This is a genomic window from Nocardioides sp. T5, from assembly GCF_048161455.1.
Lineage (GTDB): Bacteria > Actinomycetota > Actinomycetes > Propionibacteriales > Nocardioidaceae > Nocardioides.
The window spans coordinates 3,778,944-3,805,483 of sequence record NZ_CP182415.1; the positions used below are offsets into that span (position 1 = coordinate 3,778,944).

Annotated in this window: 21 protein-coding genes; 6 read left to right on the forward strand and 15 right to left on the reverse strand. The window is 69.7% G+C overall.

All coding sequences use genetic code 11. The features are described from left to right. Positions 1–7: 7 nt before the first annotated feature. The 3 genes from ACNKF0_RS18505 to nrdR all read right to left on the reverse strand — a co-directional run bounded on the left by ACNKF0_RS18505 (position 8) and on the right by nrdR (position 5,062). Complete coding sequence (locus ACNKF0_RS18505; protein WP_416954302.1) at positions 8–1,486, reverse strand: RNA-directed DNA polymerase; 1,479 nt, start codon at positions 1,484–1,486, stop codon at positions 8–10. Positions 1,487–1,569: 83 nt separating this feature from the next. Continuing rightward, positions 1,570–4,482 carry a vitamin B12-dependent ribonucleotide reductase gene (locus ACNKF0_RS18510; RefSeq protein ID WP_416954303.1) on the reverse strand — a complete coding sequence of 971 codons (2,913 nt, stop codon included), beginning with the start codon at positions 4,480–4,482 and terminating at the stop codon, positions 1,570–1,572. Positions 4,483–4,585: 103 nt separating this feature from the next. Continuing rightward, complete coding sequence (gene nrdR, locus ACNKF0_RS18515) at positions 4,586–5,062, reverse strand: transcriptional regulator NrdR (protein ID WP_299926170.1); 477 nt, start codon at positions 5,060–5,062, stop codon at positions 4,586–4,588. 333 nt (positions 5,063–5,395) lie between these two features. Between nrdR and ACNKF0_RS18520 the strand changes: the two genes are divergently transcribed. Further along, the gene (locus tag ACNKF0_RS18520; protein ID WP_416954304.1) at positions 5,396–5,734 is read left to right on the forward strand and encodes a hypothetical protein; all 339 of its coding nucleotides are present in this window, start codon (positions 5,396–5,398) and stop codon (positions 5,732–5,734) included. A gap of 104 nt (positions 5,735–5,838) precedes the next feature. On the opposite strand, the gene ACNKF0_RS18525 is transcribed toward ACNKF0_RS18520, so the two are convergent. The 3 genes from ACNKF0_RS18525 to ACNKF0_RS18535 form a co-directional block, all read right to left on the reverse strand. After that, positions 5,839–6,501, reverse strand: a complete 663-nt coding sequence (locus ACNKF0_RS18525) for a hypothetical protein (RefSeq protein WP_416954305.1) — start codon at positions 6,499–6,501, stop codon at positions 5,839–5,841. Between the two features lie 101 nt (positions 6,502–6,602). Beyond that, positions 6,603–7,166, reverse strand: coding sequence for a hypothetical protein (locus ACNKF0_RS18530; protein ID WP_416954306.1), 564 nt, complete (start codon positions 7,164–7,166; stop codon positions 6,603–6,605). Between the two features lie 322 nt (positions 7,167–7,488). Then, entirely contained in the window at positions 7,489–7,842 is a 354-nt protein-coding gene (locus ACNKF0_RS18535; protein WP_416954307.1) for a LysM peptidoglycan-binding domain-containing protein, read from the reverse strand. Positions 7,843–8,110: 268 nt separating this feature from the next. On the opposite strand from ACNKF0_RS18535, the gene ACNKF0_RS18540 reads away from it, so the two are divergent. Continuing rightward, positions 8,111–9,319, forward strand: a complete 1,209-nt coding sequence (locus ACNKF0_RS18540; RefSeq protein WP_416954308.1) for an NAD(P)/FAD-dependent oxidoreductase — start codon at positions 8,111–8,113, stop codon at positions 9,317–9,319. Between the two features lie 9 nt (positions 9,320–9,328). Here the strand turns inward: ACNKF0_RS18540 and ACNKF0_RS18545 are convergent, their stop codons facing one another. After that, positions 9,329–10,111, reverse strand: coding sequence for an SDR family NAD(P)-dependent oxidoreductase (locus ACNKF0_RS18545; RefSeq protein ID WP_416954309.1), 783 nt, complete (start codon positions 10,109–10,111; stop codon positions 9,329–9,331). 127 nt (positions 10,112–10,238) lie between these two features. Here ACNKF0_RS18545 and lexA point away from each other — a divergent pair, with 127 nt between their 5' ends. From lexA to ACNKF0_RS18560, 3 genes are all read left to right on the forward strand, one after another. Then, a complete protein-coding gene (gene lexA / locus ACNKF0_RS18550) occupies positions 10,239–10,961 on the forward strand; it encodes a transcriptional repressor LexA (RefSeq protein ID WP_416954310.1) in 723 nt (240 codons plus the stop codon). A gap of 58 nt (positions 10,962–11,019) precedes the next feature. Continuing rightward, a complete protein-coding gene (locus ACNKF0_RS18555) occupies positions 11,020–12,246 on the forward strand; it encodes an NAD(P)/FAD-dependent oxidoreductase (RefSeq protein ID WP_416954311.1) in 1,227 nt (408 codons plus the stop codon). Positions 12,247–12,367: 121 nt separating this feature from the next. Next, positions 12,368–13,090 (forward strand): sulfotransferase family 2 domain-containing protein, encoded by a 723-nt coding sequence (locus ACNKF0_RS18560; protein WP_416954312.1) that lies wholly within the window; start codon positions 12,368–12,370, stop codon positions 13,088–13,090. A 178-nt stretch (positions 13,091–13,268) separates the two neighbouring features. On the opposite strand, the gene ACNKF0_RS18565 is transcribed toward ACNKF0_RS18560, so the two are convergent. The 3 genes from ACNKF0_RS18565 to secD all read right to left on the reverse strand — a co-directional run bounded on the left by ACNKF0_RS18565 (position 13,269) and on the right by secD (position 17,910). After that, the gene (locus tag ACNKF0_RS18565) at positions 13,269–15,275 is read right to left on the reverse strand and encodes an ATP-dependent DNA helicase (protein WP_416958579.1); all 2,007 of its coding nucleotides are present in this window, start codon (positions 15,273–15,275) and stop codon (positions 13,269–13,271) included. 53 nt (positions 15,276–15,328) lie between these two features. Beyond that, entirely contained in the window at positions 15,329–15,460 is a 132-nt protein-coding gene (locus tag ACNKF0_RS18570) for a hypothetical protein (RefSeq protein ID WP_416954313.1), read from the reverse strand. Positions 15,461–15,618: 158 nt separating this feature from the next. Next, entirely contained in the window at positions 15,619–17,910 is a 2,292-nt protein-coding gene (secD, locus tag ACNKF0_RS18575) for a protein translocase subunit SecD (RefSeq protein WP_416954314.1), read from the reverse strand. 212 nt (positions 17,911–18,122) lie between these two features. Here secD and ACNKF0_RS18580 point away from each other — a divergent pair, with 212 nt between their 5' ends. Then, positions 18,123–20,258: a M14 family zinc carboxypeptidase gene (locus ACNKF0_RS18580; protein ID WP_416954315.1), complete on the forward strand. Its 2,136-nt coding sequence runs from the start codon at positions 18,123–18,125 to the stop codon at positions 20,256–20,258. Positions 20,259–20,402: 144 nt separating this feature from the next. Here the strand turns inward: ACNKF0_RS18580 and hflX are convergent, their stop codons facing one another. The 5 genes from hflX to ggt all read right to left on the reverse strand — a co-directional run bounded on the left by hflX (position 20,403) and on the right by ggt (position 26,469). Continuing rightward, positions 20,403–21,956: a GTPase HflX gene (gene hflX / locus ACNKF0_RS18585; RefSeq protein ID WP_416954316.1), complete on the reverse strand. Its 1,554-nt coding sequence runs from the start codon at positions 21,954–21,956 to the stop codon at positions 20,403–20,405. A gap of 106 nt (positions 21,957–22,062) precedes the next feature. Continuing rightward, positions 22,063–22,800, reverse strand: a complete 738-nt coding sequence (locus ACNKF0_RS18590) for an NYN domain-containing protein (protein WP_416954317.1) — start codon at positions 22,798–22,800, stop codon at positions 22,063–22,065. Between the two features lie 134 nt (positions 22,801–22,934). Next, complete coding sequence (locus ACNKF0_RS18595; RefSeq protein ID WP_416954318.1) at positions 22,935–23,711, reverse strand: SDR family oxidoreductase; 777 nt, start codon at positions 23,709–23,711, stop codon at positions 22,935–22,937. A 69-nt stretch (positions 23,712–23,780) separates the two neighbouring features. Then, complete coding sequence (gene dapF, locus ACNKF0_RS18600) at positions 23,781–24,566, reverse strand: diaminopimelate epimerase (RefSeq protein WP_416954319.1); 786 nt, start codon at positions 24,564–24,566, stop codon at positions 23,781–23,783. Between the two features lie 28 nt (positions 24,567–24,594). Next, positions 24,595–26,469, reverse strand: a complete 1,875-nt coding sequence (gene ggt, locus ACNKF0_RS18605; protein WP_416954320.1) for a gamma-glutamyltransferase — start codon at positions 26,467–26,469, stop codon at positions 24,595–24,597. Positions 26,470–26,540: the final 71 nt, after the last annotated feature.

Genomic DNA, 26,540 nt, shown 5'->3' on the forward strand with positions numbered 1-26,540 from the left:
TGCTGCGTCAGGCAGCCCTCGGCGCCCCTGCTCGAATCCACGAGACGCTTGGGCCGAGCTCAGGGGTGCTGGCTTCCGCACGATCCAACAGCTTTCCCCTGTGTTTCGATTCATTTATGTGACGGAGCCCCAACGTGATAGCTCGCCGATGAACGACATCTCCCACGTCGAGCACGGCCTGGACTGCGAGCGTGTCCCGCGCCCTTTCGCTGGCTGCCCACGCTTCTGCGGCGGCGCAACGTAGTGGCGTCCAATTCCCTGGACGCAGCGCGAAGTCCTGAAGATCGACGGCCAGGCCCTTCGAAAGACGCAGGCTCCTGCACGCAAGCAGCAGGTGATACTGAACAGCCGCCATCATCGCCGTAGGTTTCGAGAGTGCGAGGTGTACCAGCCATTCCTCATCGACAGCCCGCCGCTCAATCATCGCTCGTAAGTAGCGACCGAAACCCTTGGGCGAGATCCGCATCAGCTCGGGCCGTTCGGCTACAAGTCGCAGCGGAAGTTCGTCGCGAGCGCCGGCCAACACCCCCAAGCAGAACTTCACCCTCGAAGGCGCGGGTATGTCCGAGTCGAGCGCAGACTGCAGGAGGTCACGCGTCCTGCCCAAACCTCGTGCACGATCCCGGGCGAGGAGTGGAAGTAGCGAATCGATCTCAGGATCGAAAAGGTTGAGGGGAAGGTCTGCCAGGTCGTCGTAGAACTGAATCTTCTTCTCGTTCAGCTCGAGCTGCAACTCGCCGGCAGCTTCTGCGACTCGATCTGTGAGGTCAGTGAAGTCGCGCGAGGAACACATCACGGTGTAGTCGTCGGTAATCCGAAAGAACGAACCGACACGCGGGCGAACTACCTCATCAACACTGACGAGACCGACGTTCCCCAACAGACCAGAAGTTTCTGGCCCAATAGGAATGCCCGCTGCCTCCCAGGTCGTCTGCCACGTGGCAAGCATCCGCAAAACCGAGGTCACCACCGCTACTGGCGCACCGACCGCCGCAAGAGGCTGAGCAATCACTCGATTGGTAAGTGAGGGGTAGTAGTTTCGGATATCGAGGGCTCCTACACCCGTAAACCGAGACTCCATCAACGCGACGACCGATGAGCGTCGAATCCGTCCTCCGTACCTGAAGTCCTTAGTCTTCCAGCCCGGCCCGATTGCGCTGGCGCGATACGACAAAACCTCGGGGCCAAGCGCGGCCTCCGCGTATTCGATCAACCGACCACCCAGAAGCCTGTAGGCCACTTCGTCGATCGGGCTCGCCATTATCCACGGGCGATTTTCGGCGCCTGGCCCCTTGGGAAAGGGCAGCGTATGGACGCGCGTCGCGGGCCGCTCACCCGTGAGGCGCGGAGCTACGAGGAGCGCGAGCTGAGTTGCACCGAATCTTAGATCAGCCCAACCAACCGGGTCAGGAATGTCCCGGGAGATCATCCACTCAGCACCCGAGTCGACGACGGCTCTTACCTCCCTACTGTCGGTTGTGAGCATGTCGTCTCCCGGGCGTTATCGAGCATCGAACAGCCGAGAGGGGGATTGGTCCGTGCGGAACGAATCCCCCTCTCGGTCTTAGATCAGCTGCAGCCGCTGGTGCTCCCACAGCCCTCGCAGACGTAGCACGAGCCAGCCGGTCGCATCTTCGTCCCACACGTCATGCAGAGCGGGGAGTCGACGGCGGTGCCGGTGAGCTTCTCGAAGAGCTCGGCGGTGGTCTTGGCCTCGCCCGTGGTCACGTGGGCCGGGACCTCGCGGGCCTCGGAGCCGTGGGTGTCTTTGGTCTCGAGGTCGATCACCTCGGCCTTGGTTTCGACACGGGCTCGTTCCTCGCCCTGCTCAACCAGCGGCTCAAGCAGCTCGGACGCGCTGCCCGTCTCCTCCACGAGCGGCTCGTAGGAGCCGGTCTCGAGGTGGCGCTGGCGCTCCTCGGCGGAGTAGATGCCGAGCATCGAGCGGTCCTCGAAGGTCAGGTAGTCCAGGGCGAGGCGGCGGAAGATGTAGTCCATGATCGACTGCGACATCCGCACGTCGGGGTCGTCGGTGAGGCCGGCGGGCTCGAAGCGCAGGTTGGTGAACTTCGAGACGTAGGTCTCCAGCGGGACGCCGTACTGCAGGCCGATCGACACCGCGATCGAGAAGGCGTCCATCACGCCGGCGAGGGTCGAGCCCTGCTTGCCGAGCTTGAGGAAGACCTCGCCGAGCTGGCCGTCGTCGTGGGCGCCGGAGGTCATGTAGCCCTCGGCACCGCCGACGGTGAACGACGTCGTACGGGAGACGCGCGACTTCGGCAGGCGCTTGCGGACCGGGGCGTAGACGACCTTCTCCACGACCTTGGTCTCGACCTCGGCCGAGGCGGCGGCCTTGTCGGCGGCGTCCTTCTTGGCCTTGCCACCACCGTCGGCGAGAGGCTGGCCGACCTTGCAGTTGTCCCTGTAGACGGCGGTCGCCTTCAGGCCGAGCTTCCAGGACTGCAGGTAGACGTCCTCGATCTCCTCGACCGTGGCGTCCTCGGGCAGGTTGACCGTCTTGGAGATCGCACCGGAGAGGAACGGCTGCGCGGCCGCCATCATCCGCACGTGGCCCATCGGCTTGAGCGAGCGGGCGCCCATCGCGGTGTCGAAGATCTCGTAGTGCTCGGTCTTGAGGCCCGGGGCGTCGACCACATGGCCGTGCTCGGAGATGTAGGCGACGATCGCCTCGATCTGCTCGGGCTGGTAGCCCATCTTCTTCAGGGCCCGCGGGATCGTCTGGTTGACGATCTGCATCGAGCCGCCACCGACGAGCTTCTTGAACTTCACGAGCGAGAAGTCGGGCTCGATGCCGGTGGTGTCGCAGTCCATCATGAAGCCGATGGTGCCGGTGGGCGCGAGGACCGAGGCCTGCGCGTTGCGGAAGCCGTTCTTCTCGCCGGTCTTGATCACGTCGGCCCACGCCTTGGTGGCCAGCTTGTGCACGCGGCCGTCCTCGGTGTGCAGCACGCGGACGACGTCGTTGGCCGCCTGGTGCTTGCGCATCACGCGCTTGTGGGCGTCGGCGTTGCGGGCGTAGCCGGCGTAGGGGCCGACGATCCCGGCGAGCTCGGCGCTGCGCTTGTACGACGTACCGGTCATGAGCGACGTGATCGCGGCAGCCATCGAGCGGCCACCCTCGGAGTCGTAGCCCAGGCCCATGGCCATCAGCAGCGCGCCGAGGTTGGCGTAGCCGATGCCGAGCTGACGGTAGTCGACGGTGGTCTGGCCGATCGCCTCGGTCGGGAAGTCGGCGAAGCAGATCGAGATGTCCATCGCGGTGATGATGAACTCGACGGCCTTGGCGAAGAGCGCGGCGTCGAAGGTGTCGTCGTCCTTGAGGAACTTCAGCAGGTTGAGCGACGCCAGGTTGCACGAGGAGTTGTCGAGCGACATGTACTCCGAGCACGGGTTGGACGCGGTGATGCGGCCGGTCTCGGGGTTGGTGTGCCAGTCGTTGATCGTGTCGTCGTACTGCAGGCCCGGGTCGGCGCACTCCCACGCGGCGGTGCTGATCTTGCGGAACAGGTCGCGGGCGTCGACGGTCTCGATGACCTCGCCGGTGCCGCGCGAGCGCAGGCCGAACTCGGTGCCGTCCTCGACCGCACGCATGAACTCGTCGCTGACGCGGACCGAGTTGTTGGCGTTCTGGTACTGGACCGACGTGATGTCGGCGCCGCCGAGGTCCATGTCGAAGCCGGCGTCGCGGAGGGCGCGGATCTTGTCCTCCTCACGCGCCTTCGTCATCACGAACTCCTCGATGTCGGGGTGGTCGACGTCGAGGACGACCATCTTGGCCGCACGTCGTGTCGCGCCGCCCGACTTGATGGTGCCCGCGGAAGCGTCGGCGCCGCGCATGAAGGAGACGGGACCGGACGCCGTACCGCCGGAGGAGAGGAGCTCCTTCGACGAGCGGATGCGAGAGAGGTTGAGGCCGGCGCCGGAGCCGCCCTTGAAGATGAAGCCCTCCTCCTTGTACCAGTTGAGGATCGAGTCCATCGAGTCGTCGACCGAGAGGATGAAGCAGGCGCTGACCTGCTGCGGCGACGGGGTGCCGACGTTGAACCAGACGGGCGAGTTGAAGGAGAAGTACTGGTTGACCAGCAGCCAGGTCAGCTCGTGCTCGAAGATCTCGGCGTCGGCGTCACCGGCGAAGTAGCCGTTGTCGATGCCGGCCTTCGTGTAGGTCTTCACGACCCGGTCGATGAGCTGCTTGAGGCTCCACTCGCGTACGTCGGTGCCGACCGCGCCGCGGAAGTACTTGGTGGTGACGATGGTGGAGGCGTTGACCGACCAGAAGTCGGGGAACTCCACGCCGCGCTGCTCGAAGACGGTCTCGCCGGTCTTCCAGTTCTGCTGGACGACGTCGCGACGCTCCCACGTGATGGCGTCGTAGGGGTGGGTGCCCTCGGTGCTGAAGACGCGCTCCAGCTTGAGGCCCTTGCCCCTCGCCTTGGCGCGGGTGCTCACCGTCTCGGTCATGCCATCTCCTGTGTGGTGGTGGTTTCAACATCGCGAGTCTTCTCGCGGGTGCTTGGTGAGCCCGGCAGACCGCTTCCCCACGGTCTGCCGGGCCGAATGTGGGTCAGCCCGTCTGGACGGGCTGATCGTCCGCGGCTCGCTCGAGCCGCAGCATCTTGATCTCGGCGTCGAAGTCGTCGGCCGACTCGAACGCGCGGTAGACGCTCGCGAAGCGGAGGTAGGCCACCTCGTCGAGCGCGCGCAGCGGGGCCAGGATCGCGAGCCCGACCTCGTTGGCGGCGAACTCGGCCTGCCCGCTCAGGCGCAGTGCGTCCTCGACCTCCTGGCCGAGGCAGGCGAGCTGGGCGTCGGTGACCGGGCGGCCCTTGCAGGCCTTCCGGACGCCGGCGATCGCCTTGTCGCGGTTGAACGGCTCGGTCGCGCCGGAGCGCTTGAGCACGGTGAGCTGCATCTTCTCGACCGTCGTGAAGCGGCGGTCGCAGGCGGCGCACGTACGGCGACGGCGGATCGAACCGCCGTCGTCGGCCACCCGGGAGTCGAGGACCTTGGTGTCCTCGTTCTTGCAGTAGGGACAGTGCATGGGGTCCTCCTCTCGGGCGCGCTTCACACACCTGTAGAACAGGGTGCGGACTGGGGATGTTCCTGTGGACAACTAGCCTGTAGCTGTGGGGTTCGCCCTCTGGCCTGTGCACCAGATGTGGATAACTACAGCGGTGTAACTACTAGATGTAGTGGTAACCGTACGCCCCGGCCACCACGCTGGCAAGTGAACGCGGGAAGTCGGCCCACCAATTTCTCGACACCGTCCTGACCTGCGGTTTTGAGGTCCGCGACCGGCTCGCATCGGCGCGTCGGGGCTCCCTCCGGGGGAGTTGCGCTCACGCCGTGAGGGCGCATCGGCCACAATGACTCCGTGTCCACGGGGGGTAAGCGAGCAGGGTCGCGCAGAGGCGCTCGGCCACCCCGCACGCTGAACAAGTCCGCCCTCGCCCTCGGCGCTGCGATCACGCTCTGTGTGGTCGCCTGGGGCTACCTCGTCTACGCCGCCATCGACTTCGGTACGGCGGCCCGCGAGGGCTCCGGCGGGTCGGCCTGGTCCTTCATGGCGCTGGCCTGCCTCGGTGCGATCGCCTGCCTGTTCGTCGGGCTGCTGCTGGTCGCCCGGCTGATGCGGGCGCTGGGAATCACCGACCCGCCGCCGTCGGCCGACGCTCCCCCACGGCCTGTTGGCGGGAAGCGCGCCGCCCGCTGAGTCGTGGAAGTTTCGAGTCACCTGGTGGCTCGGAAGCTCCACGATCACGGACTCGCGCCTCTGTGCGGTGGCTGTGGTCCACCCGGTGGACCACAGCCACCGCACTACTCGAGGACGAGCTGCGGGAGGGCCTCGACCACCTCGAGCTCCTGGTCCGCACCCTCCACCGTCAGCGTCTCCCCGATGGCGGTCCACTCCCCCTGCCCGATGCGGTACTCGCCGGCATAGGTCGTGTCCACGCGTACGACGACGTCGCCGGTCCGCTCGTACTGGTGGGTGATCTCGAGGTCGGGGTGCGGGCTCCCGGGACTGGCGCTCGTCGTGCTGGTGTCGTCGCCGAAGTAGTAGGTGTAGGAGACGGGCACCGCGCGGATCACCACCGACTGTCCGGCAACGGTGACGGACTGGTCGATCGACCGGTGGTCGGGGGTGAAGAAGTTGGTCTCGAAGTTCACCAGCGTGCGCCCGCCCCGCGGCTGGACGACGAGCTCGGACGACGGCCAGGCGATGCGCTTGAACTCGCGGAGGATCAGCTTGGCCAGGTCGACCTCCTGTACGGCGTTGTCCGGCACGCACACGTCGCCGACGTCGGTACCGTCCAGGTAGACGTCGTGGATGTAGCCCTCCTGGCCACCTTCCTCACATTCGACGTATTCGGTGCAGATCCCGCCGTTGTCGCACTGGATGGAGACGACCCAGGTGTGACCGTCGCCGGAACCGGCACTAGCCGTGTAGTCGACATAGGCCCACTGGCATTCAGCGCTCACAGAATCCAGACCGCCAGCAACCGCACATGGACCATCGGCGGCGGCCGCTGGAGACGGAACAAGCGCTGCCATCACCAGCAAGCAGACGGTCAGCGCTCCCCTCATGCCGTTGTCCGAAGGAAGTTCTTGATCCGCCATTCCTCGCCGACCGGCTCCAAAAAGACCGAGAGGACCTCGCGACCGCCCTCGAAGGACTGTTGCTCTTCACCCTCGGCATTCAGCACCCGAGTGCGGCCAAGCACGCGTGTGAGTCGGAACTGGTCCGCTCCCCCGGCCGACTTGACGCTGACGACTCGCAGACTCGCCAAGCGGACCTGACCGCCATCGGCATAGATCTGATCAACCTGGTCAGCGAATTCCAGGCAGGGCTTGCACTTCGGACCGAATGCTCGGTACTCGCTCGTGTCGCCTACGTTCTGCGCCTTCAGCGCCGCTGCCTGCCAACGCCGTACAAAGTCCTCGGGACTCTCCGCCTCGGGCGTCTCGGACTCCGTAGGCGTCGGAGTAGGCGACGAGCTCGTCGGCTCGGGGATCTTGGGCGTGGGCTCGGGGTCGTCGGAGCACCCGGCGAGGAGGGCGGGGACCGCGAAAGCCAGCGCGAGTGTGCGGCGTACGTGCATGAGGTGCCTTCCCGAGAACAACGTCAGCACCGTGAAACTACCCATTCAGGCGATCGTGGAACCACCCCGAGAGCAAAACCTGTGGAGAACCACCGGGCGGTGGCGGCACACGACAACGACCCAGCCTCCCCAACTGCGATCTGCCGCCACCCCGGCGCCGTACGGCCGAAGGGTGGCGGCACACGGCATCAGACCGACCCTCCGAGATGCGATCTGCCGCAACCCTCGGGCGCCGGGCCGCGATCAGCGGGCCGACAGGACGGCCGGGCCGACGAAATGCGCCGAGGGGCGGGCCAGTGGCCCGCCCCTCGGTCTTCCCCTTGGTTCCACCAGCCGGGGTCGAAGCGGCTGATGGAGGCCTCGCGCGTCAGTCGGAGACGACCGGGACGCGGAGCTTCTGGCCGGCGGAGAGGCCGGCGGACTCGAGGGCGTTGAGCCGCTCGATCTCGTTCATCATGGAGCGGACGTCGCCGTCGGTGGCGATCTCGCTGGCGATCCCCCAGAGGGTGTCGCCGGGCGCCACCTGGACGACCTCGGTCGGGGCCGGCTGACCGGCCTCGCCGGTGCCGACGGCGCCGCCGGCGAACATCAGGGCCACACCGAGCACCAGGAACAGGGAGGTCATGAAGACCACGAGCCGGCCGCGGCGGGTCAGGCGCACCGTCGAGCGGGCGCGGGCCGGGACGGGGGAGAAAGCGGGGGAAAGGCTGAGGGTGCTCATGGTGGCCTCCTGGGGAAGATTCAGCCGGGTGGTCTGTCGAACGAATGTCTAGTCGGACCCACCGACAGCGGCCTGGGCCACCGGGTCTCGATCAGGCGTTCGATCGAACATGTGTACGACGGTAGAGCACGTGTTCGAACAACACAAGCACCCGGACGAACAAATGTTCGACGACCGGACGGCCCCCACGGACGGGACCAACGGACCTACCCCGATCGCCCCGGCCGGACGACCGTGGAAGCACACCGACGCAGAAACGGAGCGAGCCATGTCGCGCAAGAAGGTCCTGGTCCTCGGGGGCAACTTCGGCGGTCTCACCGCCGCCATCACGGTGAAGCACGAGCTGCACGGGGACGTCGACGTGACGGTCGTGTCGTCCTCCGACGAGTTCCTGTTCACCCCCTCGCTGATCTGGGTGCCCTTCGGCAAGCGCACGCGCGCCGACATCACCTTCAAGGTCGGCCCGACCTTCGAGGAGCACGAGGTCGAGTTCGTCCACGCCGAGGCCACCGCGATCGACCCCGAGGCGCGCCGCGTCGAGACCACCGCCGGCCCGCAGGACTACGACTACCTCGTCATCGCCACCGGCTACCGCAACCGCTTCGAGGTCATCCCCGGCCTCGGCGAGGGCGGCAACGCCCACACCATCACCACGATGGACGACGCGATCCGCGCGGGCGAGGGCTGGGCGCAGTTCCGCGAGAAGCCCGGCGACGTCGTGATCGGCGCGACCCAGGGCGCCGGCTGCTTCGGAGCGGCGTACGAGTTCCTCTTCAACACCAGCTACCAGCTGAAGAAGGCCGGCCTCAAGGACCGGGTCAAGCTCACCTACGTCAGCGCCGAGCCGTTCCTCGGCCACTTCGGCATCGGCGGCCTCCCCCACGGCGAGAAGCTGCTCGGGATGTTCCTCAAGAAGGAGAACATCGACACCGTCCTCGACACCGCGATGGACCACGTCGACGACGGCCGCCTCGTGCTGGCCGACGGGCGCACCGTCGACTTCGGCTACGCCATGATCATCCCGCCGTTCTCCGGCCAGGAGGTCATCACCCGCACCCCCAAGATCGCCGACGACAACGGCTTCGTGAAGGTGCGCGACACCTACCAGAGCGAGGCCTACGACGACGTGTACGCCGTCGGGGTGGCCGCCGCGGTCGACGTCCCGTGGCAGACCCCGACGCCGGTAGGCATCCCCAAGACCGGCTTCCCGACCGAGCAGCAGGCCCACGTCGCCGCGAAGAACATCGCCTCGCAGATCAAGGGCGAGACCCCCGACGCGCACAAGAAGTTCGGTGACATCGCCGCCGTGTGCGTGATGGACGCCGGCAACAACGGCGTCATCATCCTCGCCGACAAGATGCTGCCGCCGCGCAAGCACGGCGTGCTGATCCCCGGACCGCAGGCGCACGCGATGAAGCTGGGCTTCGAGAAGTACTTCCTGTGGAAGATGAAGCACGGCCAGGTGCGGCTGCCCTGACCGGACCGGTCAGCGCCGCTTCATGGCCCGTCGTCCCTGGGCAGCGAACAACCGGGCAAGGGGCCCGAGCGACCCGGGGGCGAGGGCCGCACCACGCACGACTCCCCCGCGCCAGGCGGGCACCGTCCGCACGACCCGGCGCGAGCCGACGAGGTCGACGGCCGCGGCGGCGACCTCGGACACGCCCAGGATCGAGCCGCCGGACCAGGTGAGCTGGGAGCCGAGGCCGTCGGGGTCCTGCGCGGCGAGCATCGCGGTGTCGACGCCGTCCGGGCACAGCGCGTGGACCCGCACGCCGCGCGGGGACTCGGCGTTGACCGACGCGGACAGCGAGACGACCGCGGCCTTCGTGGCGGCGTACATGCTGTAGCCCGGCACGGGCCCGAGCCCGGAGAGGGACGCGACGTTGACGACGTCTCCCCCGGCCGGACCGAACGCCGCCAACGCGGCGCGGGTGCCCCACGTCGTACCGAGCAGGTTGACCTCCACCAGCCGGCGTACCTGCTCCTCGGTCAGTGCGGCGAGGGTGCCGTCGTCGCCGACGCCGGCGTTGTTGAACCACGCGACCAGCCGGCCGTGCCGTACCGCCTCCTCCGCGACGAGGCGGTGCGAGTCGGGATCTCGTACGTCCTGGGCGAGGCCGGCGACCGCGCCGACCTCGGCCGCCGTCGCGGCCGCCGCCCAGCCGTCGACGTCGCCGATGACGACGTGGTGGCCGCGCGCGACCATCAGCTCCGCGATCCCGCGCCCGATCCCACGGGCCCCACCGGTGACGACGCACGAGGTCTGCATCTGCTGACAGTAGCGACACGCGGCTTCGAACAGGTGTTTGATCCCACCCGCCGATGAGGACTACGGTGGGCTCACCAGATCCTCCCTGTCCAGCCGCGGACGGAGGGGTCGACGTAGTGGAGGACGCATGGCCAAGCAGGACGACAAGAACGTCATCGAGATGCCCGACGGCCCCCCGGACGCGACCGGCCTGACCCCGCGCCAGCAGCGGGTGCTCGCCACGATCAAGGACTCCATCGAGACCAAGGGCTACCCGCCGTCGATGCGTGAGATCGGCCAGGCCGTCGGCCTCACCTCGTCGTCCAGCGTCGCCCACCAGCTGCGCGTGCTGGAGGGCAAGGGCTTCCTCAAGCGCGACCCCAACCGCCCCCGCGCCCTCGAGGTCTTCCTGCCCGAGGTGATGGCCGCACGCCGCTCGATGTCCAGCGGCGAGGAGTCGAGCGTCGACGAGACCGGCATCGGCGACGTCCACCCCACCGCGGTCAACATCCCGGTCGTCGGCCGGATCGCCGCCGGTGGCCCGATCCTCGCCGAGGAGCAGGTCACCGACGTCTTCCCGCTGCCCAAGCAGCTCGTCGGCGACGGCACGCTCTTCCTCCTCGAGGTCTCCGGCGACTCGATGGTCGACGCGGCGATCTGCAACGGCGACTACGTCGTCATCCGCCAGGAGCAGACCGCCACCAACGGCCAGATCGTCGCGGCGATGATCGAGGGCGAGGCCACGGTGAAGACCTTCCAGCGCAAGGACGGCCACGTGTGGCTGCTCCCCCACAACGACGCCTACGACCCGATCCCGGGCGACAACGCCACGATCCTCGGCGTCGTGACGGCGGTGCTGCGCAGCCTCTGACGACCGCAGGGGTGGGACGCCGTTGAAAGGCGCCCACCCGCGGGCCACGATGGCGTGCATGAGCAACGTCGAGCAGTCCTATGACTACGTCATCGTCGGTGCGGGGGTCGCTGCGGCGAGCGCCGTGAAGGGCATCCGTTCACAGGACGGGAGCGGTCGGGTCGCGGTGATCGGCTCCGAGCCCGACAAGCCCGTCTACCGGCCGGTGCTGTCCAAGGACCTCTGGCTCAAGGATGACGAGACCCTCGAGGGGTCCTCGCTCGCCGGCGACCTCGACGACGACGAGGGCGTCGACCTGGTCACCGACACGACGGTCACGGAGATCGACCCCGGCGCCCACGTCGTACGCCTCGCCGACGGCAGCAGTGTCGGCTACGGCAAGCTGCTGCTGGCCACGGGCGCCGAGCCGCGCGTGCTTGCCGTCGACCCGGGCCCGCGGGTCATCTACTACCGCACCGCCGCCGACTACCAGCGGCTGCGCGCGGTCGCGACCGAGGGCAGCCACGTCGCCGTCATCGGTGGCGGCTACATCGGCTCGGAGATCACCTCCTCCCTCGTGCAGAACGGCGTGCAGGTCACGCTCGTGCTCGACCTCGAGGACGTGCAGGAGCAGATGTTCCCGCGCGCGCTCGCCGCCACCCTGACCAAGGACTTCGCCGACCGCGGCGTCACCGTCGTGCACGGCTCGGTCGAGGGCGGGCAGGAGGACGACGGCGGCGTCCGGATCCGCCTCGCGGACGGCACCTCCATCACCGCCGACGCCGCGGTCATCGGCATCGGCGTGCTGCCGCGCACCGGCCTCGCCGAGGCCGCGGGGCTCGAGGTCGACAACGGCGTCGTCGTGGACGAGCACCTGCGCACCAGCGACCCCGACGTGTACGCCGCGGGCGACGTCGCGTCCTACCCCGACGCCCTCCTCGGCCGCCGCCGCGTCGAGCACGTCGACCACGCGGAGAAGTCCGGGGAGCACGCCGGCAAGGTGATGGCCGGCTCCGACGACGCCTACGACGCCTACGACTACACCCCCTTCTTCTGGTCCGACATCCTCGACCACGGCTACGAGGCCGTCGGCGAGACCCGCAGCGACCTCGACCTGGTGGAGGACTGGAAGGACGGCGAGGTCGGCACCGGCGTCGTCTACTACCTCCAGTCCGGGCAGGTCCGCGGCGTGGTGCTCTGGAACGTCTGGGACAGCGTCGACCAGGCCCGCGCCCTCATCGCGGAGACCGGCAAGGAGCCGGTCGCCGACCCGGAGTCGCTGCGAGGCCGCATCCCCTTCGACTGAGCTCCCCCGCTGGTCGAGGAAGGCGCCCCGGCGCCTGTCACGAGACCCGGACCGACCTGGTCTCGTGACGGTCGCTGCGCGACCTCCTCGACCAACGGTGGATCCGTGTAGCCTCGCGCCGATGTCATCCGAGGCCCCCGACCCCACGGTCTTCCGCACCCGCCCGGGCAACCGGCGCCGCTACACGGTGGACGCGCAGGTCGAGGTCGACCGGCTGGCCGCGGCGGGCGAGGCGTCCGCCTGGCTCAGCCCGCTGGCGTACAACCTCACGATCAGCCACAGCCACCGGTTCGTCTGGTACCGGGTCGCCAAGGTCGCGACGCGCACCATCCGCCACCACTGCGAGACCCACGGCGTGAGCATGGACGTCGACCACGCGATGCGGGTGCGCTACCCGCTCGCCAGCTTCGCCGACTACTTCACCTTCGCCTTCGTGCGCGACCCGCTCGACCGCTTCGTCTCGGCGTGGCACGACAAGGTCGTCGACCACAACTACTACGACTTCGACGCGGCGACCCACGAGCGGATGCAGACGGTCGAGGAGTTCGCCCGCTGGACCGCCGCCCAGGACCTGTCTGCCGTGCCGGGCACCGACCAGCACCTGACGCTGCAGAGCCGGATGATCGATCTCAACCGGGTCGACTTCGTGGGGCGGCTCGAGAGGTTCGACCGCGACTTCGCCGAGGTGTGCGAGCGCATCGGCGCCCCGGCGGTGCCGACCGCGCCGAAGAACCAGACCTCACCCGGCGGCCGGGACCGACAGCACTCCGCCGAGCTGCGCGAGCTCGTGGCGCGGATGTACGCCCGCGACTACCAGGTCCTCGGCTACGAGCCACCCGCCTGAGCGTCATCCGGACCCGCGCCCATGGACTCGGGTCCGGATGACGCTGCGGCGCGCCGCCGTGGGGATGACGGACACCAGGAAGGCAGTTCGCGTTCGCCAGCACCGCCCCGAGCGTGGCCAAGGCGCCTCCCCGGCCGAACTGCCTTCATAGTGTCGCCCGGCTGCGTGAGCGCCGGGCTCAGGACTGGCCGAGCCGCGTGAGCGCCTGGCGCACGAGCGCGGGATCGGTGGTCGACCACATCGGCGGGAGCGACGCCTTGAGGAAGCGGCCGTAGCGGGCGGTCTCGAGGCGCGGGTCGAGGACGGCGACGATGCCGCGGTCCGAGGTCGTACGGATCAGCCGCCCGGCACCCTGCGCCATCAGCAGCGCCGCGTGGGTCGCGGACACCTCCATGAACCCGTTGCCGCCCGCGGCGTCGGCTGCCTTGGCGCGCGCCGACATCAACGGGTCGTCGGGCCGCGGGAACGGGATCCGGTCGATGATCACCAGCTGGCACGTGTCGCCCGGCACGTCGAGTCCCTGCCACAACGAGAGCGTGCCGAACAGGCAGGTGTGGGGGTCCTCAACGAACTGCTTGGCGAGCTCCGGGAGCTGCGCGTCGCCCTGAGCCAGGGTGGTCAGGTGCGGCAGGCGGGTGCGGACGGCCTCGGCCGCGGTCTCCGCGGCGCGGCGCGACGAGAAGAGGCCAAGGGTGCGCCCGTCGAGGGCGTCGACGAGGTCGCAGATCTCGTCGAGCTGGGCAGGGCCGAGACCGTCGCGGCCGGGCTGGGGCAGGTGGCGGGCGACGTAGAGGATCGACTGCTGGCCGTAGTCGAAGGGCGAGCCGACGTCGATGCCCTTCCACGGCAGCGCGGTGTCGGGGTCGGTCGGGGCGACCTGCGAGCCGACGCGCTCGGTGGGCTTGAGGCCGAGCGAGGTGGCGACGGCGCCGAACTCCCCACCCAGCATCAGCGTCGCGCTGGTGAAGACGACGGTCTTGTCGGTGAGCAGCTTGTCGCGCATCGGCCCCCACACCTGCAGCGGCGCGACGTGGAGCCGCGCCGGGAACCGGTCACGCGCCTCCCCCAGCCACAGCACGTCGCGGTCGGAGCCGGCGGCCATCCGCTCGGCGTTGACGAAGACCTCCTGCACCATGCCCTTGGCCTGCGTGCGGCCGGCGTCGCCCTCCGCCTCGCCGCCGGACTCGCGGGGGAACGCCGACAGGCACGCCCGCGCCGCGTCGCGTACGAGAATCAAGGCGTCGGAGAGCTGGGTGGACACCTGGTCGATGCGACCGGGCGACGTCGCCTCGAACGCCTCGGCGAGCTGCTGCGCGGCGTCCTCGAGGTCGCCGGCCGGGTCGCCGTCGCCGTCAGCCCAGCGCATGGCGCGGCGCGCCGCCCGCTCGATGTCGGAGACTCCCAGCTCGTCGGTCGCCGCCTGCGTGACGCGCGCGGTCAGCTCGTGGGCCTCGTCGATGACCACGGTTTCGTAGTCGGGGATCATCGGGACGTCCTCGATCGCGTCGATCGCGAGGAGGGAGTGGTTGGTGACGATCAGGTGGCTGCGGTGCGCCTTCTCCTTCGCCAGCTCGGCGAAGCACTCCTGCCCGAAGGGGCACTTGCTCGCGCCGAGGCACTCGCGGTGGTTGACCGAGACCTGGCGCCACTCGCGGTCGGTGTGGCGCGGGGCGTTGTCGCGCTCACCGCTACCGCCCTGCTCCGTCTCCTCCTCGGCCCACGCCCGGAGCTCGAGCACCTTCTCGGCCATCGCACCGAGGGGTACGTCGACCAGCGTGCCCTGGTCGTCGGGGACACCGGCGCGGATGCGGTGCAGGCAGGCGTAGTTGGAGCGGCCCTTGAGCACGGCGTAGGAGGTGTCGAGGCCGGGTACGCCCTTGACCGCCTCGACCAGCCTCGGCAGGTCGCGCTCGACGAGCTGGTGCTGCAGCGCGAGGGTGGCGGTGGCGACCACGACGCGCTTGTCGTGGAGCATCGCGGGGACGAGGTAGCCCAGCGACTTGCCGGTGCCCGTGCCGGCCTGCACGAGCAGGTGGCGGCCCTCCTCCATCGCCTCGGCGACCTCGGTCGCCATCTGGACCTGGCCGTCGCGCGGCTGCCCGCCGAGGGCGGCGACCGCCGTGCCCAGCACCTCGCTGACGGGCGTGCCGACGGAGGGAGAGGCGGTGGCGGTCTCAGGCACCAGAGCACCCTACGTGGCGGCGCCGACGCTCCGTCGTACGCCGTCCACAGCCGACCTCAGTACTTCTTCTTGCGGCCGATCTGGCGCTCGATGCGGCGCTCGGGCTGGCCGAGCACCCGGGCGAGGATCTTGACCCGGTAGCGGTAGGCGACCACGCCCAGGACGACGATCAGCAGGATCCACAACATGCGGCGATCCTATCCGCGCGCCCCCAGCGCGCCCGGGGCAACGACCTGGTGGGGAAGTCCGACACCTGGAGGGGGTTGTACACCCCTCCCAGTGACGGACTCCCCGCTCAGGCGGGGAGTCCCCGTCGAGCGCGAGCCAGAAAATCCGCAGGGACGCGTCAGACGACAGCGCCGGAGTCCTCGGGCGCCCGCTCGACCTTCTCCTTCTTCACCCGGCTCATCGGCCACTTCTCGTGGAAGTAGGTGACCAGCGGGGTGGCGGTGAAGATCGACGAGTAGGTGCCGACGATGAGTCCGATGAGCAGCGCGATCGAGAAGTCACGCAGCGAGTCGCCACCGAGGATGGCGAGCGCGGCGAGGATGAACATCGTGCCGAGACCGGTGTTGACCGTGCGCGGCACGGTCTCGACCGCGGCCTTGTTGGCCAGCGAGCGGAAGTCGTCCTCGGGCCTCGAGCCGAACCACCGTTCGCGGACGCGGTCGAAGACGACGACGGTGTCGTTGACGGACAGACCGATGATCGTCATCGCGGCGGCCAGGAAGATGCCGTCGATCGGCTTCTCCAGCCAGGCGAAGACGCCGACGACGATCAGCACGTCGTGGGCCATCGCGATGACCGCCGAGACGCCGAAGGTCCACTTGAACCGGAAGGCGAGGTAGAGCAGCTGGGCGAGGAACGCCACGCCGAACGCGATCAGGGCGTTGTTGCGCAGCTCCTCGCCGAGGGAGGCGCCGATCTGCTGGTCGTCGATCTTCTCGACCTCACCGCCGACCACGGCCAGCTCGTCCTCGATCCGCTGCTCCTCCTCGTTGGAGATCTCGCCGGTGCGGACGGTGAAGTCGGCGGGGTCGTCGGCGGTCTGGACGACGGCCTCGGAGAAGCCGGCGTCGGACACGGCGGCCCGCGCCTGCTCGACGTCCATGTCCTGGTTGGTCACCGAGTAGTCGAGCTGGCGACCGCCGGTGAACTCCACGCCGAGGTTGAGCCCCTGGATTGCGATGCCGGCGATGGCGAAGACCGTCGCCGCGCCCGACACGGCCAGCCAGCGGCCGCGGTTCTTCATGATGTCGGGGTCCTTGCGGTCCAGCCAGGTCCGCACCTTGCCGATGTCGCTGAGGCCGCTGACGGCGGGCCGGCGCGCGACGCCCTTGTTGGAGACCGCGAGGTCGCACAGCACGCGGGCGATGATCAGCGCGGAGATCATCGACGCGATGACACCGATGGACAGCGTGACGCCGAAGCCCTTGATCGGACCGGAGCCGAGGAAGAACAGCAGTCCGGCCGCGAGCAGCGTCGTGACGTTGGAGTCGATGATCGCGGTCCAGGCCTTGTTGAAGCCCACCATGAGGGCGCGGCGCAGGCCCGCCGAGGGATAGGCCTGGTACTCCTCCCGTGCTCGTTCGAAGACGAGCACGTTGGCGTCGATCGCCATGCCGATGGCCAGCACGAAGCCGGCGAGGCCGGGCAGGGTGAGCGTCGAGCCCAGCCCCACCAGCATGGCGTAGGCGAGCAGGGCGTACGAGGCCAGCGCGACGGTCGCCATCAGGCCGACGAGGCGGTAGACGATGACGATGAAGAGGCCGGTGAGGATCAGGCCGATGATGCCGGCCTCGATCGACGCGTCGATGGCCGCGGCGCCGAGCGACGGGCCGACGAGACGGTCGGAGATCGCACGGAGCTCGAGCGGCAGCGCGCCGCCCTCGATCAGGGCGGCGAGGTCCTTGGCCTCCTGGGAGGTGAAGTTGCCGGTGATGTCGGTCGAGCCGCCGCGGATGCCGACGTCGCAACCGACGTCGGTGTTGACCTCTGGCGAGGAGATGATCTCGTTGTCCAGGACGATCGCGATGCGTCGCTTGGGGTCACCGGACGGGTTGCACGCGGCCTCGCCGGTGATGTCGGCCCACGTGCTGCCGCCGGGGCCGTTGAAGTCGATGGCGACGACCCACTCGACGCTCTGCTCGCGCTGGACGGCGCTGGCGCCGCTGATCTCCTCGCCCTGGATGACCGTGGGGCCGATCTCGAGGGTGTCGCCCTGGTCGGAGGGGAGGACGAGGTTCTTGTTCTTGCTGGGCTCCGCGTCGGGCTGGGCGGTGGCGATGACCTCGTGGATGGTCAGCTTGGCGGTGGTGCCGATGCGCTCCTCGGCCTCCTGCGCCTCCTCGTCGTTCGTGACGCCGGGCAGCTCGACGAGGATCCGGTTCTCGCCCTGGCGGACGAGGGTGGACTCGGCGACACCGAGGGCGTCCACGCGACCACGGAGCACCTCGAGGGTCTTGTCGACGTTCTCCGCGGTGGCGGGGGTCTGCTCGGTGCCCTCGGCCTCGAAGACGAACTGCGCACCGCCGCGGAGGTCGAGGCCCAGGTTGGGCTTGACGTTGACGGCCAGCGCCGCACACCCGGCCAGCAGGCCGAGCACGAGGATGAAGCGAACCCAGACACCACGTGACATGCGCGACATCCTCCCTGACGAGACTTCGAACGCCCGAATCCGGGCACGGACGGGTCAACGGGTGGCCCGCGCGGAAGGTTCCGGGCTGCACGTGACACGCAAAACGCGTGCGACTGTACGCCGTAGTAGGTATCGACACGGAAACAACCCCGGGTGTTGTCTGGGTCACACCCGCGTACCCCCCACGCGGCTGTCACCTCTTGGGAGCACACATGTCACCACGCATTCCACGGGCCGGCGCCACCAGGCTGGCCACCGTCACCGCCCTCGTCGCCGCAGGACTCGCCGCCACCGCGGCGGGCGCCACGGGCAACGCCGGACGGGACGACGCACCACGCGAGCTGGCCCGCGCAGCGGACGGCGACACCACACAGATCGTGATGGTGAAGGCGCCGACGGTCGCGGACCGCAACGAGGTCATCGACCTCGGCCTCGACGTCACCGAGCACGCCGACAAGCGCGGCATCGAGGTCGTCCTCCACGACGCGCAGGACGCCCAGACCCTGCGCGACGCCGGCTTCACCTGGCGGGTCACCGTCAAGGACCTCGAAGCCCTGATGAAGAAGAACCGCAAGGCCGACCGCGCGTACGCCGCCTCGGTGGCGGCCTCGGGCCTGCCGAGCGGCCGCACGTCCTACCGCACGTACGCCGACTACCTCAGCGACCTCGACCAGCTGGCCCGCGACTACCCCTCCCTCACCCGTCCGCTGACCCTCGCCAACAAGACGGTCCTCGGCGAGGACATCCGCGGCATCGAGGTCACCGCCGACGCCGACAACGTCAAGGACGGCAAGCCGGTCTTCCTCCTCATGGGTGCCCACCACGCGCGTGAGTGGCCCAGCGCGGAGCACACCATCGAGTTCGCCTTCGACCTGCTCCAGTCCTACAGCGCCGGCGACGCGCGGGCGCGTGACCTGCTGTCACGCTCGCGGGTCATCCTGGTGCCGGTCGTCAACGTCGACGGCTTCAAGGTCTCCCGGGCGGCCGCTCCCCTGGGCGACTTCTCGGTCATGGACTACGAGATGAAGCGCAAGAACTGCTCGATCTCTGCCAACACCCCGGACCAGTACACGACCGGCTCGTGCGACAACAACCTCGCCGGCCGCCTGCGCGGCACCGACCTCAACCGCAACTACCCCGGCTTCTGGGGCGGCGGCGGCGCCAGCCCCAACTGGTCCAACGACACCTACCGCGGCGACGCACCCGGCAGCGAGCCCGAGAGCGACGCGGTCCGCAAGCTGATCTCCGAGCGCGCGGTCACGGTGATGATCTCCAACCACACCTACAGCAACCTCGTCCTCCGCCCGCCGGCCATCGCGGCCACGGGACTGGCGATCGACGAGCCCGAGCTGAAGGCCCTCGGCGACGCGATGGCGTCGAAGAACGACTACGTCAGCCAGGCGTCCTACCAGCTCTACGACACCTCCGGCTCGACCGAGGACTGGAGCTACTGGATCACCGGCGGCTTCGGCTACACCTTCGAGATCGGTGACGAGGGCTTCCACCCGGCCTACGAGGAGGCGGTGGTCGGCGAGTACCTCGGCCTGGCACCCGCCGACGGCGCCGGGCTCGGCGGCAACCGGGAGGCGTACTGGCTCGCGACCGAGGCAGCCGCCGACCGCGACCTGCACTCCGTCATCCGAGGCACCGCGCCGGCCAAGCACACCGTCAGCGTGTCGAAGACGGTGACGTCGGAGACCTCACCGGTCATCCAGACCAACGGCACGGTCGGGGAGCCGCTGCTCTACACCGACAACCTGCGCACCGACTACACCTCGACGGGAGGCCGGTTCACCTTCGACGTCAACCCCTCGACCCGGCCGCTCGTGATGGGTCGCTACGGCCGTGAGGCCCAGGCGCCGCCGCAGGCGCCGATCACGCTGACCAACCCCGCCGGCGTGCCGCCGGTCGGCTCCAGCGAGTACGTCACCTTCGACGTGCAGGGCCTGCCGACGGTCGACAACGGGTTCCTCGTCGTCTCCGTCGACTGGCCGGCCACGGCCGACCCGGAAGCACAGGACTGGGACTTCTTCCTCACCGGTCCCGACGGCGAGCCGGTCGGCTCGGGCGCCACGCTCGCCAACCCGGAGGTCATCCGGATCCCCGACCCGCAGCCGGGGACGTACACCCTCGAGGCCAACAACTACCTCGGCGGCTCGGCGGAGTACGACTGGTCGGGCGAGGTCACCTTCGAGGGACCGACCCCGCCCAGCCCGACCGGGACCAAGGAGGCGTGGCTGCTGAGCTGCGCCGACAAGCGCGGCAACGTGCTCGCCACCCGCGAGGTCGTCGTCGACCGCGGCGAGACCGTCGACATCGGCAACGCCTGCAAGCGGGTCAAGGACTGAGGTCCGGCATCGCCTGACACCTTCAGGAAGACGCTGACATGTTCAGGGATCCCCGGTCAGCCGGGGATTCCTGAACATGTCGCGCCGTGCAAGGCCTGACAAGCTCAGCGATCCCCGGCCAGCCGGCCGTCGCGCGAGCGAGCCTCAGCGGCCGTAGGCCTCGAGCTCGCCGGCGAGGTCGGCGTTGGCCCGCCCGGCGACGAGCGTGCCGTCACCGGTGTGCTCCATCGAGCCGATCTCGGCCTCCTGGTGGATGCGGTTGACCAGGTCGCCGCGCTCGTAGGGCAGCAGCACGTCGAACTCGACCTGCGGCCGCGGCAGCTCGGACTCGATCGTCCGCAGCGCCTCCTCGATGCCCTCGCCGGTCTTCGCGCTCACCACGACGCTGTGCGGCTCGCGGGCGCGCAGCCGGCTGATCACCATCGGGTCGGCGGCGTCGGCCTTGTTGACGACGATGATCTCCGGGACCTTGGTCGCGCCGATCTCGGCGAGCACCTCGCGCACCGCGGCGATCTGGCCCTCGGGGTCGGGGTGCGAGCCGTCGACGACGTGGAGCAGCAGGTCGGAGTCGGCGACCTCCTCCAGCGTCGAGCGGAAGGCCTCGACGAGGCCGTGCGGGAGGTGGCGTACGAACCCCACGGTGTCGGACATCGTGTAGATGCGCCCGTCACTGGTCGTCGTACGACGCGTGGTGGGGTCGAGCGTCGCGAAGAGCGAGTCCTCCACCAGCACGCCCGCGTCGGTGAGCCGGTTGAGCAGCGAGGACTTGCCGGCGTTGGTGTAGCCGGCGATCGCGACGCTGGGGATGTGGTTGCGGCGTCGCGACTGGCGCTTGACGTCGCGGGTGCCGCGCATCTCCTTGAGCTCGCGGCGGAGCTTGGCGATCTTGGTGTTGATCCGGCGCCGGTCGGTCTCGATCTTGGTCTCACCGGGCCCGCGCCCGCCGATGCCCTCACCGCCGGCAGCCCGGCCACCGGCCTGGCGCGACAGGTTGCCGCCCCAGCCGCGCAGGCGCTGCTTCATGTACTGCAGCTGCGCGAGCTCGACCTGCGCCTGGCCCTCCTTGCTCTTCGCGTGCTGGGCGAAGATGTCGAGGATGAGCGCGGTGCGGTCGACGACCTTCACCTTGATCTTGTCCTCGAGGTTGCGCAGCTGGCTGGGCGCGAGCTCGCCGTCGCAGATGACGGTGTCAGCGCCGGTGGCCTGCACGATCTCGCGGATCGCCTCGACCTTGCCGCGACCGATGTAGGTCGCCGGGTCGGGCTTCTGCCGGCGCTGGAAGACGGCCTCCAGCACCTCGGAGCCGGCGGTCTCGGCGAGCAGCGCAAGCTCGGCCATCGAGTTCTCCGCGTCGGTGACGGACCCGTCGGTCCACACGCCGACGAGCACGACCTTCTCCAGGCGGAGCTGGCGGTACTCGACCTCGGTGATGTCCTCGAGCTCGGTGCGCAGGCTGGCGACCCGGCGCAGGGCGTGCCGCTCGGCGAGCTCCTGCGCGCCGACGGTCAGCTCCTCGGGGTCGTCCTCGTCGTAGTCGTCGTACGCCGCGTCGTCGGCGTAGCCGGACTCGAAGTCGTCGTCCTCGGTCTCGGCGTCGGCGTCCTCGAGGAGCTCGTCGTCGAGCTCGATCGTGTCGTCGTCCCAGGCGCGGGTGGCGTCGAGGGCGTCACGGAGGTTGAAGTCAGGTGCGTTCGTCATATGTCGACAAGGGTAGGTCGCCCGGTCCCACCTGCGCGAACGGTTTCGCGCAGGGCGGACGGCGCCCGACCCCGCAGGCCCGGGGCGCAGGGCTCGAGCGCACGGCTCAGGCGCGGTGCCGACCGGCGGGGACCGCCGGCTCCCCGACCAGGGAGTCCTCGTCGACGAACTCGTCGCACGCCGCTCGTACGTCGTGGGGCGTGTGGCCCGGCCCGACCACCACGACGCGTACGCCGGCCGCGTGCAGGCGGTGCAGCAGCGGGAGCATCGAGGTCATGTCGCCGGCCAGGACGACCTCGTCGACCGCCGCCTCGCGTGCGATGTCGACGGCGTCGATGGCCAGCGCCACCCGCGCCTGCCCGTCGTCGTCGGCGAACTGGTGGAAGGAGTGCAGGCCCTGCCGCCGCAGGTGCTCGACCCACGAGCCGAGGTCCGAGCGGCTCCAGTCGGCGTAGGCCCGGCACACGGTCACCGAGCCGCGTCCGGGGAGCCGGTCCAGCAGTCCGGCCGCCGCGTCCGCGGTGATCCGGCGGGCGTCGATCAGCACCGCCACCCGCCTCGCCTGCTCCGGCTCGTCGGCGACCGGCCGGCGCGGCAGGGCGCGAGCGCCGGGCACCGGTCCCGGAGCCGGCCGCTCGGTCACGGCCTTCGTGTCCGGCGCCTTCGCTTCTGGAGCCTTAGCTTCTGGCGCCTTCGCCTCGGACGTCTTCGCAGGCGGTGCCTTCGGCGTCGGTGCGACGCGCAGCGCGCCGCCGCGGCGCGCGCCCACCCATCGTCGTACGAGCGTCGCCAGCTCGTTGTCGTCGCTGTCAGCCGCTGCGCGCGGCTCCACCACGTTGGTCATCGTGCCCCCCACAGGCGTTGATGCATGCTTCCCTCCAGCACCATCCACCCTTTCGGGCGTGCCGTGCCGGGGATCGCCCGAATCGTGGACGACGGTCTGGACCAGTCAGGAAGCAGGCAGCGAGGGGCGGACCCCTACTTGGGTGGCATCCGGATGCCGCCGTCGACGCGGATCGTCTCGCCGTTCATGTAGGAGTTGGTCAGGCACTCCACGACCATGCTGGCGAGCTCCTCCGCGTGACCGAGACGCTTGGGGAAGAGGACGTTCTGGCCGAGGTTTGCCTTGAACTCGCCGGGGTTGGGAAACGCGTCGTAGATCGGGGTGTCGATCAGGCCGGGCGCGACGGTGTTGAGCCGGATGCCGGCGGCGGACAGGTCGCGTGCGACGGGCAGGGTCATGCCGACGACACCGCCCTTGGACGCGGAGTACGACGCCTGGCCGATCTGGCCGTCGAAGGCGGCGACCGAGGCCAGGTTGACGATCGCGCCGCGCTGGCCGTCGGCGTCGGGCTCGTTGCGGCTCATCACGGTCGCGGCCTGGCGGGTCATGTCGAAGGTGCCGATCAGGTTGATCTCGACGACCTTCCGGAAGGCGTCGAGGTCGTGGGCCTGCTCGAGCAGCCCGTCGCGGCCGATGGTGCGCTGCGCCCAGCCGATGCCGGCCGAGTTCACGCACGCGCGCAGCGGGGCGATCTCCGCGGCCGCCTCGACGGCGGCGGCGACCTGCTCGGTCCTCGTCACGTCGACGGAGGCGAAGACGCCGCCGATCTCCGCGGCCAGCGCCTCGCCCTTCTCGGCGTTGAGGTCGGCGACGACGACCACGGCGCCCTTCGCTGCGAGGGCGCGCGCGACGGCGGCGCCGATGCCGCTCGCGCCGCCGGTGACGATGGCGGTGGATCCGGTGATGTCCATGATCCGGATGCTAGAGGAGTCGAGTGCGCGGCCCCGCGGCGGATATGACCGCGTCAGCACTCGACCTGCTCAGAGGTCGGTGACGCCCTCGGCCACCAGCATGGCGGGGCCGGTCATCAGCACCCGGTCGTCCTCGGTCCACACCACGTGCAGCGTGCCGCCGGGCAGGTCCACGCGGTACGTCGTCCCGCGGGGCGCGTCGTCGGCCAACGCCGTGGCGACCGCAACCGCACAGGCGCCGGTGCCGCAGGACCGGGTCTCGCCCGAGCCGCGCTCGTGCACCCGCATCGCCACGTGGTGCTCACCGCGGCGCACCACGAACTCGACGTTGACCCCCTCGGGGTAGACCCCGTCGTCGTGCTCCGGGGGCTCGAGCAGCGGGCCCGGCTCGGCCAGGTTGTCGACGTACGCCACGGCGTGGGGGTTGCCCATCGAGACGTGGACGGCGGGCCACGTGCGGCCCATCACCGACACCTCGGTCTCGCCGAGCACCTCGGGCCTGCCCATGTCGGCGGTGTAGTCCTCGCCGGTCCGGTCGAGGACCTTCACCCCGGCGCGCGTCGAGATGCGCATCGGGAAGCCCTCGCCCTCGCGCTCGTGGAGGTAGCGCGCGAAGACCCGGACCCCGTTGCCGCACATCTCGCTGACCGAGCCGTCGGCGTTGCGGTAGTCCATGAACCAGCCGCCGTCCTCGCGCACCGCCCGCAGCACCCCGTCGGCACCGATGCCGGCGCGGCGGTCGCACAGCGCCCGCACCCGCTCCGCGGACAGGTCGCCGTGCACCGTGCCGTCGGGGTCGGGCAGCACCACGAAGTCGTTCTCGGTGCCGTGGCCCTTGAGGAAGGGGTAGCTCACGCCTCGATTGTGGCAGGCGCGCCCGCGGTCAGCGCGGGTCGACCACCTTGGCCGAACCCTTCCCGCGGCGGCTGGGCTCGGCCACCGCGGTCAGCCGCTTGCGCGGACCGATCTCGATCGCCGTCGCCGCACCGATCTCGGCGGCACTGGTGAACGCGTCGCCCGCCGGGACCAAGGTGTGACCGAGCGCCGTCAGCGCCGGACCGTAGGCCGCGATGAACGCCGGCTCCGCGGTCACGTTGGTGGTGTTGCGCTGGGTGGCGCGCGGCGCCGCGATGGCCTCCTCGATCGTCATGCCGAGGTCGATGCGGTTGACCAGCATCTGCAGGACGGTCGTGATGATCGTCGAGCCGCCGGGCGAACCGAGGGCGAGGAACGGCTTGCCGTCCTTGAGCACGATCGTCGGCGACATCGAGCTGCGCGGGCGCTTGCCGGGCTGGATGCGGTTGGGGTCGGCGGCGTCGTACACCGTCGAGAAGTCGGTGAGCTCGTTGTTGAGCAGGAAGCCGTGACCGGGCACGACCATGCCCGAACCGCCGGTCTGCTCGATCGTGAGGGTGTACTCCACGACGTTGCCCCACCGGTCGGCGACCGTGAGGTTGGTGGTGGAGATGTTCTCGGTGTCGGCGTCGGTCGTGCCCTTCGCCGACGACGGCGAGCACACGCCGTCGTAGGACGTGACGTCGCCGGCCGCGACCGGCTTGGGCGCCGCCTTCGCCGGGTTGAGCGAGCAGGCCCGCTCGGCGGCGAACCGGTCGTCGAGGAGCCGCTTGACCGGCACGTCGACGAAGGCCGGGTCGCCGAGGTACTTGCCGCGGTCGGCGAAGGCCAGGGCGCTGGCCTCGAGGTAGTGGTGGAGCGCCTGCTCGGCCGTCATCGCCGACAGGTCGTAGCGCTCGAGGATGTTGAGCGCCTCGCCGACGGTCGTGCCACCCGACGAGGAGGGGGCCATGCCGTAGACGTCGTGGCCGCGGTAGCTCGTCCTCGCCGCGCGCTGCGAGCGGACCCGGTAGTCGCGCAGGTCACGGGGGGTGAGCCACCCGGCGGGCACCGGGAGCTCGGTGTTCTTGGTCGTGCGCGGGTCGCGCACGACCTTCGACATCAGCTTGGCCAGCTTGCCGCGGTAAAACGCCTTGGTGCCGCGCTGCGCGATCATGTCGTAGGTGTCGGCGAGCTCGGGGTTGCGGAAGACGGAGCCGACCTTGGGGGCGTCGCCCTTCGGCAGGAAGAGCTTCTTGGAGTCCTTGAAGGCGGAGAAGCGCACCTCGTTGTCGAGGGTCTGCTGGCGGAAGGTCTCGTCGACCTTGAAGCCGCGACGCGCGACCTTGGTGGCCGGCGCCAGGGCGTCGGCGAGCGACAGGGTGCCCCAGTTGGCGAGCGCCTTGTCCCAGGTGGCGAGGGTGCCGGGGGTGCCGACGCTCGCGCCGCTGGTGACGAGGTCGGGGGTGAACGTGTAGGGCTTGCCCGTCGCGGGGTCGATGAAGGCGTCCTGCGGCATCTTCATCGGGGCCGTCTCGCGGCCGTCGAGGGTGCGGACCTTGCCGGACTTGGCGTTGTAGAGGACGAAGTAGCCTCCGCCGCCGATGCCCGCGCTGTAGGGCTCGGTGACGCCGAGCGTCGCCGCGGCGGCCACCGCCGCGTCGACCGCGTTGCCGCCGGCCTTGAGGACCTTGAGCCCGGCCGCGCTGGCCTCGGGGTCGACCGTGCTGATCGCACCGCCCTTGCCCACCGCGGTGGGGTCCTTCACGGTCGGTCGGTCCGAGGTGGTCGACGGCGCCGGTGCGGCCGGTGCCGCCTGCGTCGCGGACTGGGCGGGGACCGGGGTCGCGACGAGCGCGGCGGCAACGGCGATTCCGGTGGCGGCCGAGACGCCGGCGGTGACGCGGCGGGCGAGGTGGGACATGGGGGTTCCTCCCGAGAGTCGGTGGCTCCACCCTGCCCCCGCCCCTGCGGGTTGTCCAACACCCCCGCGGG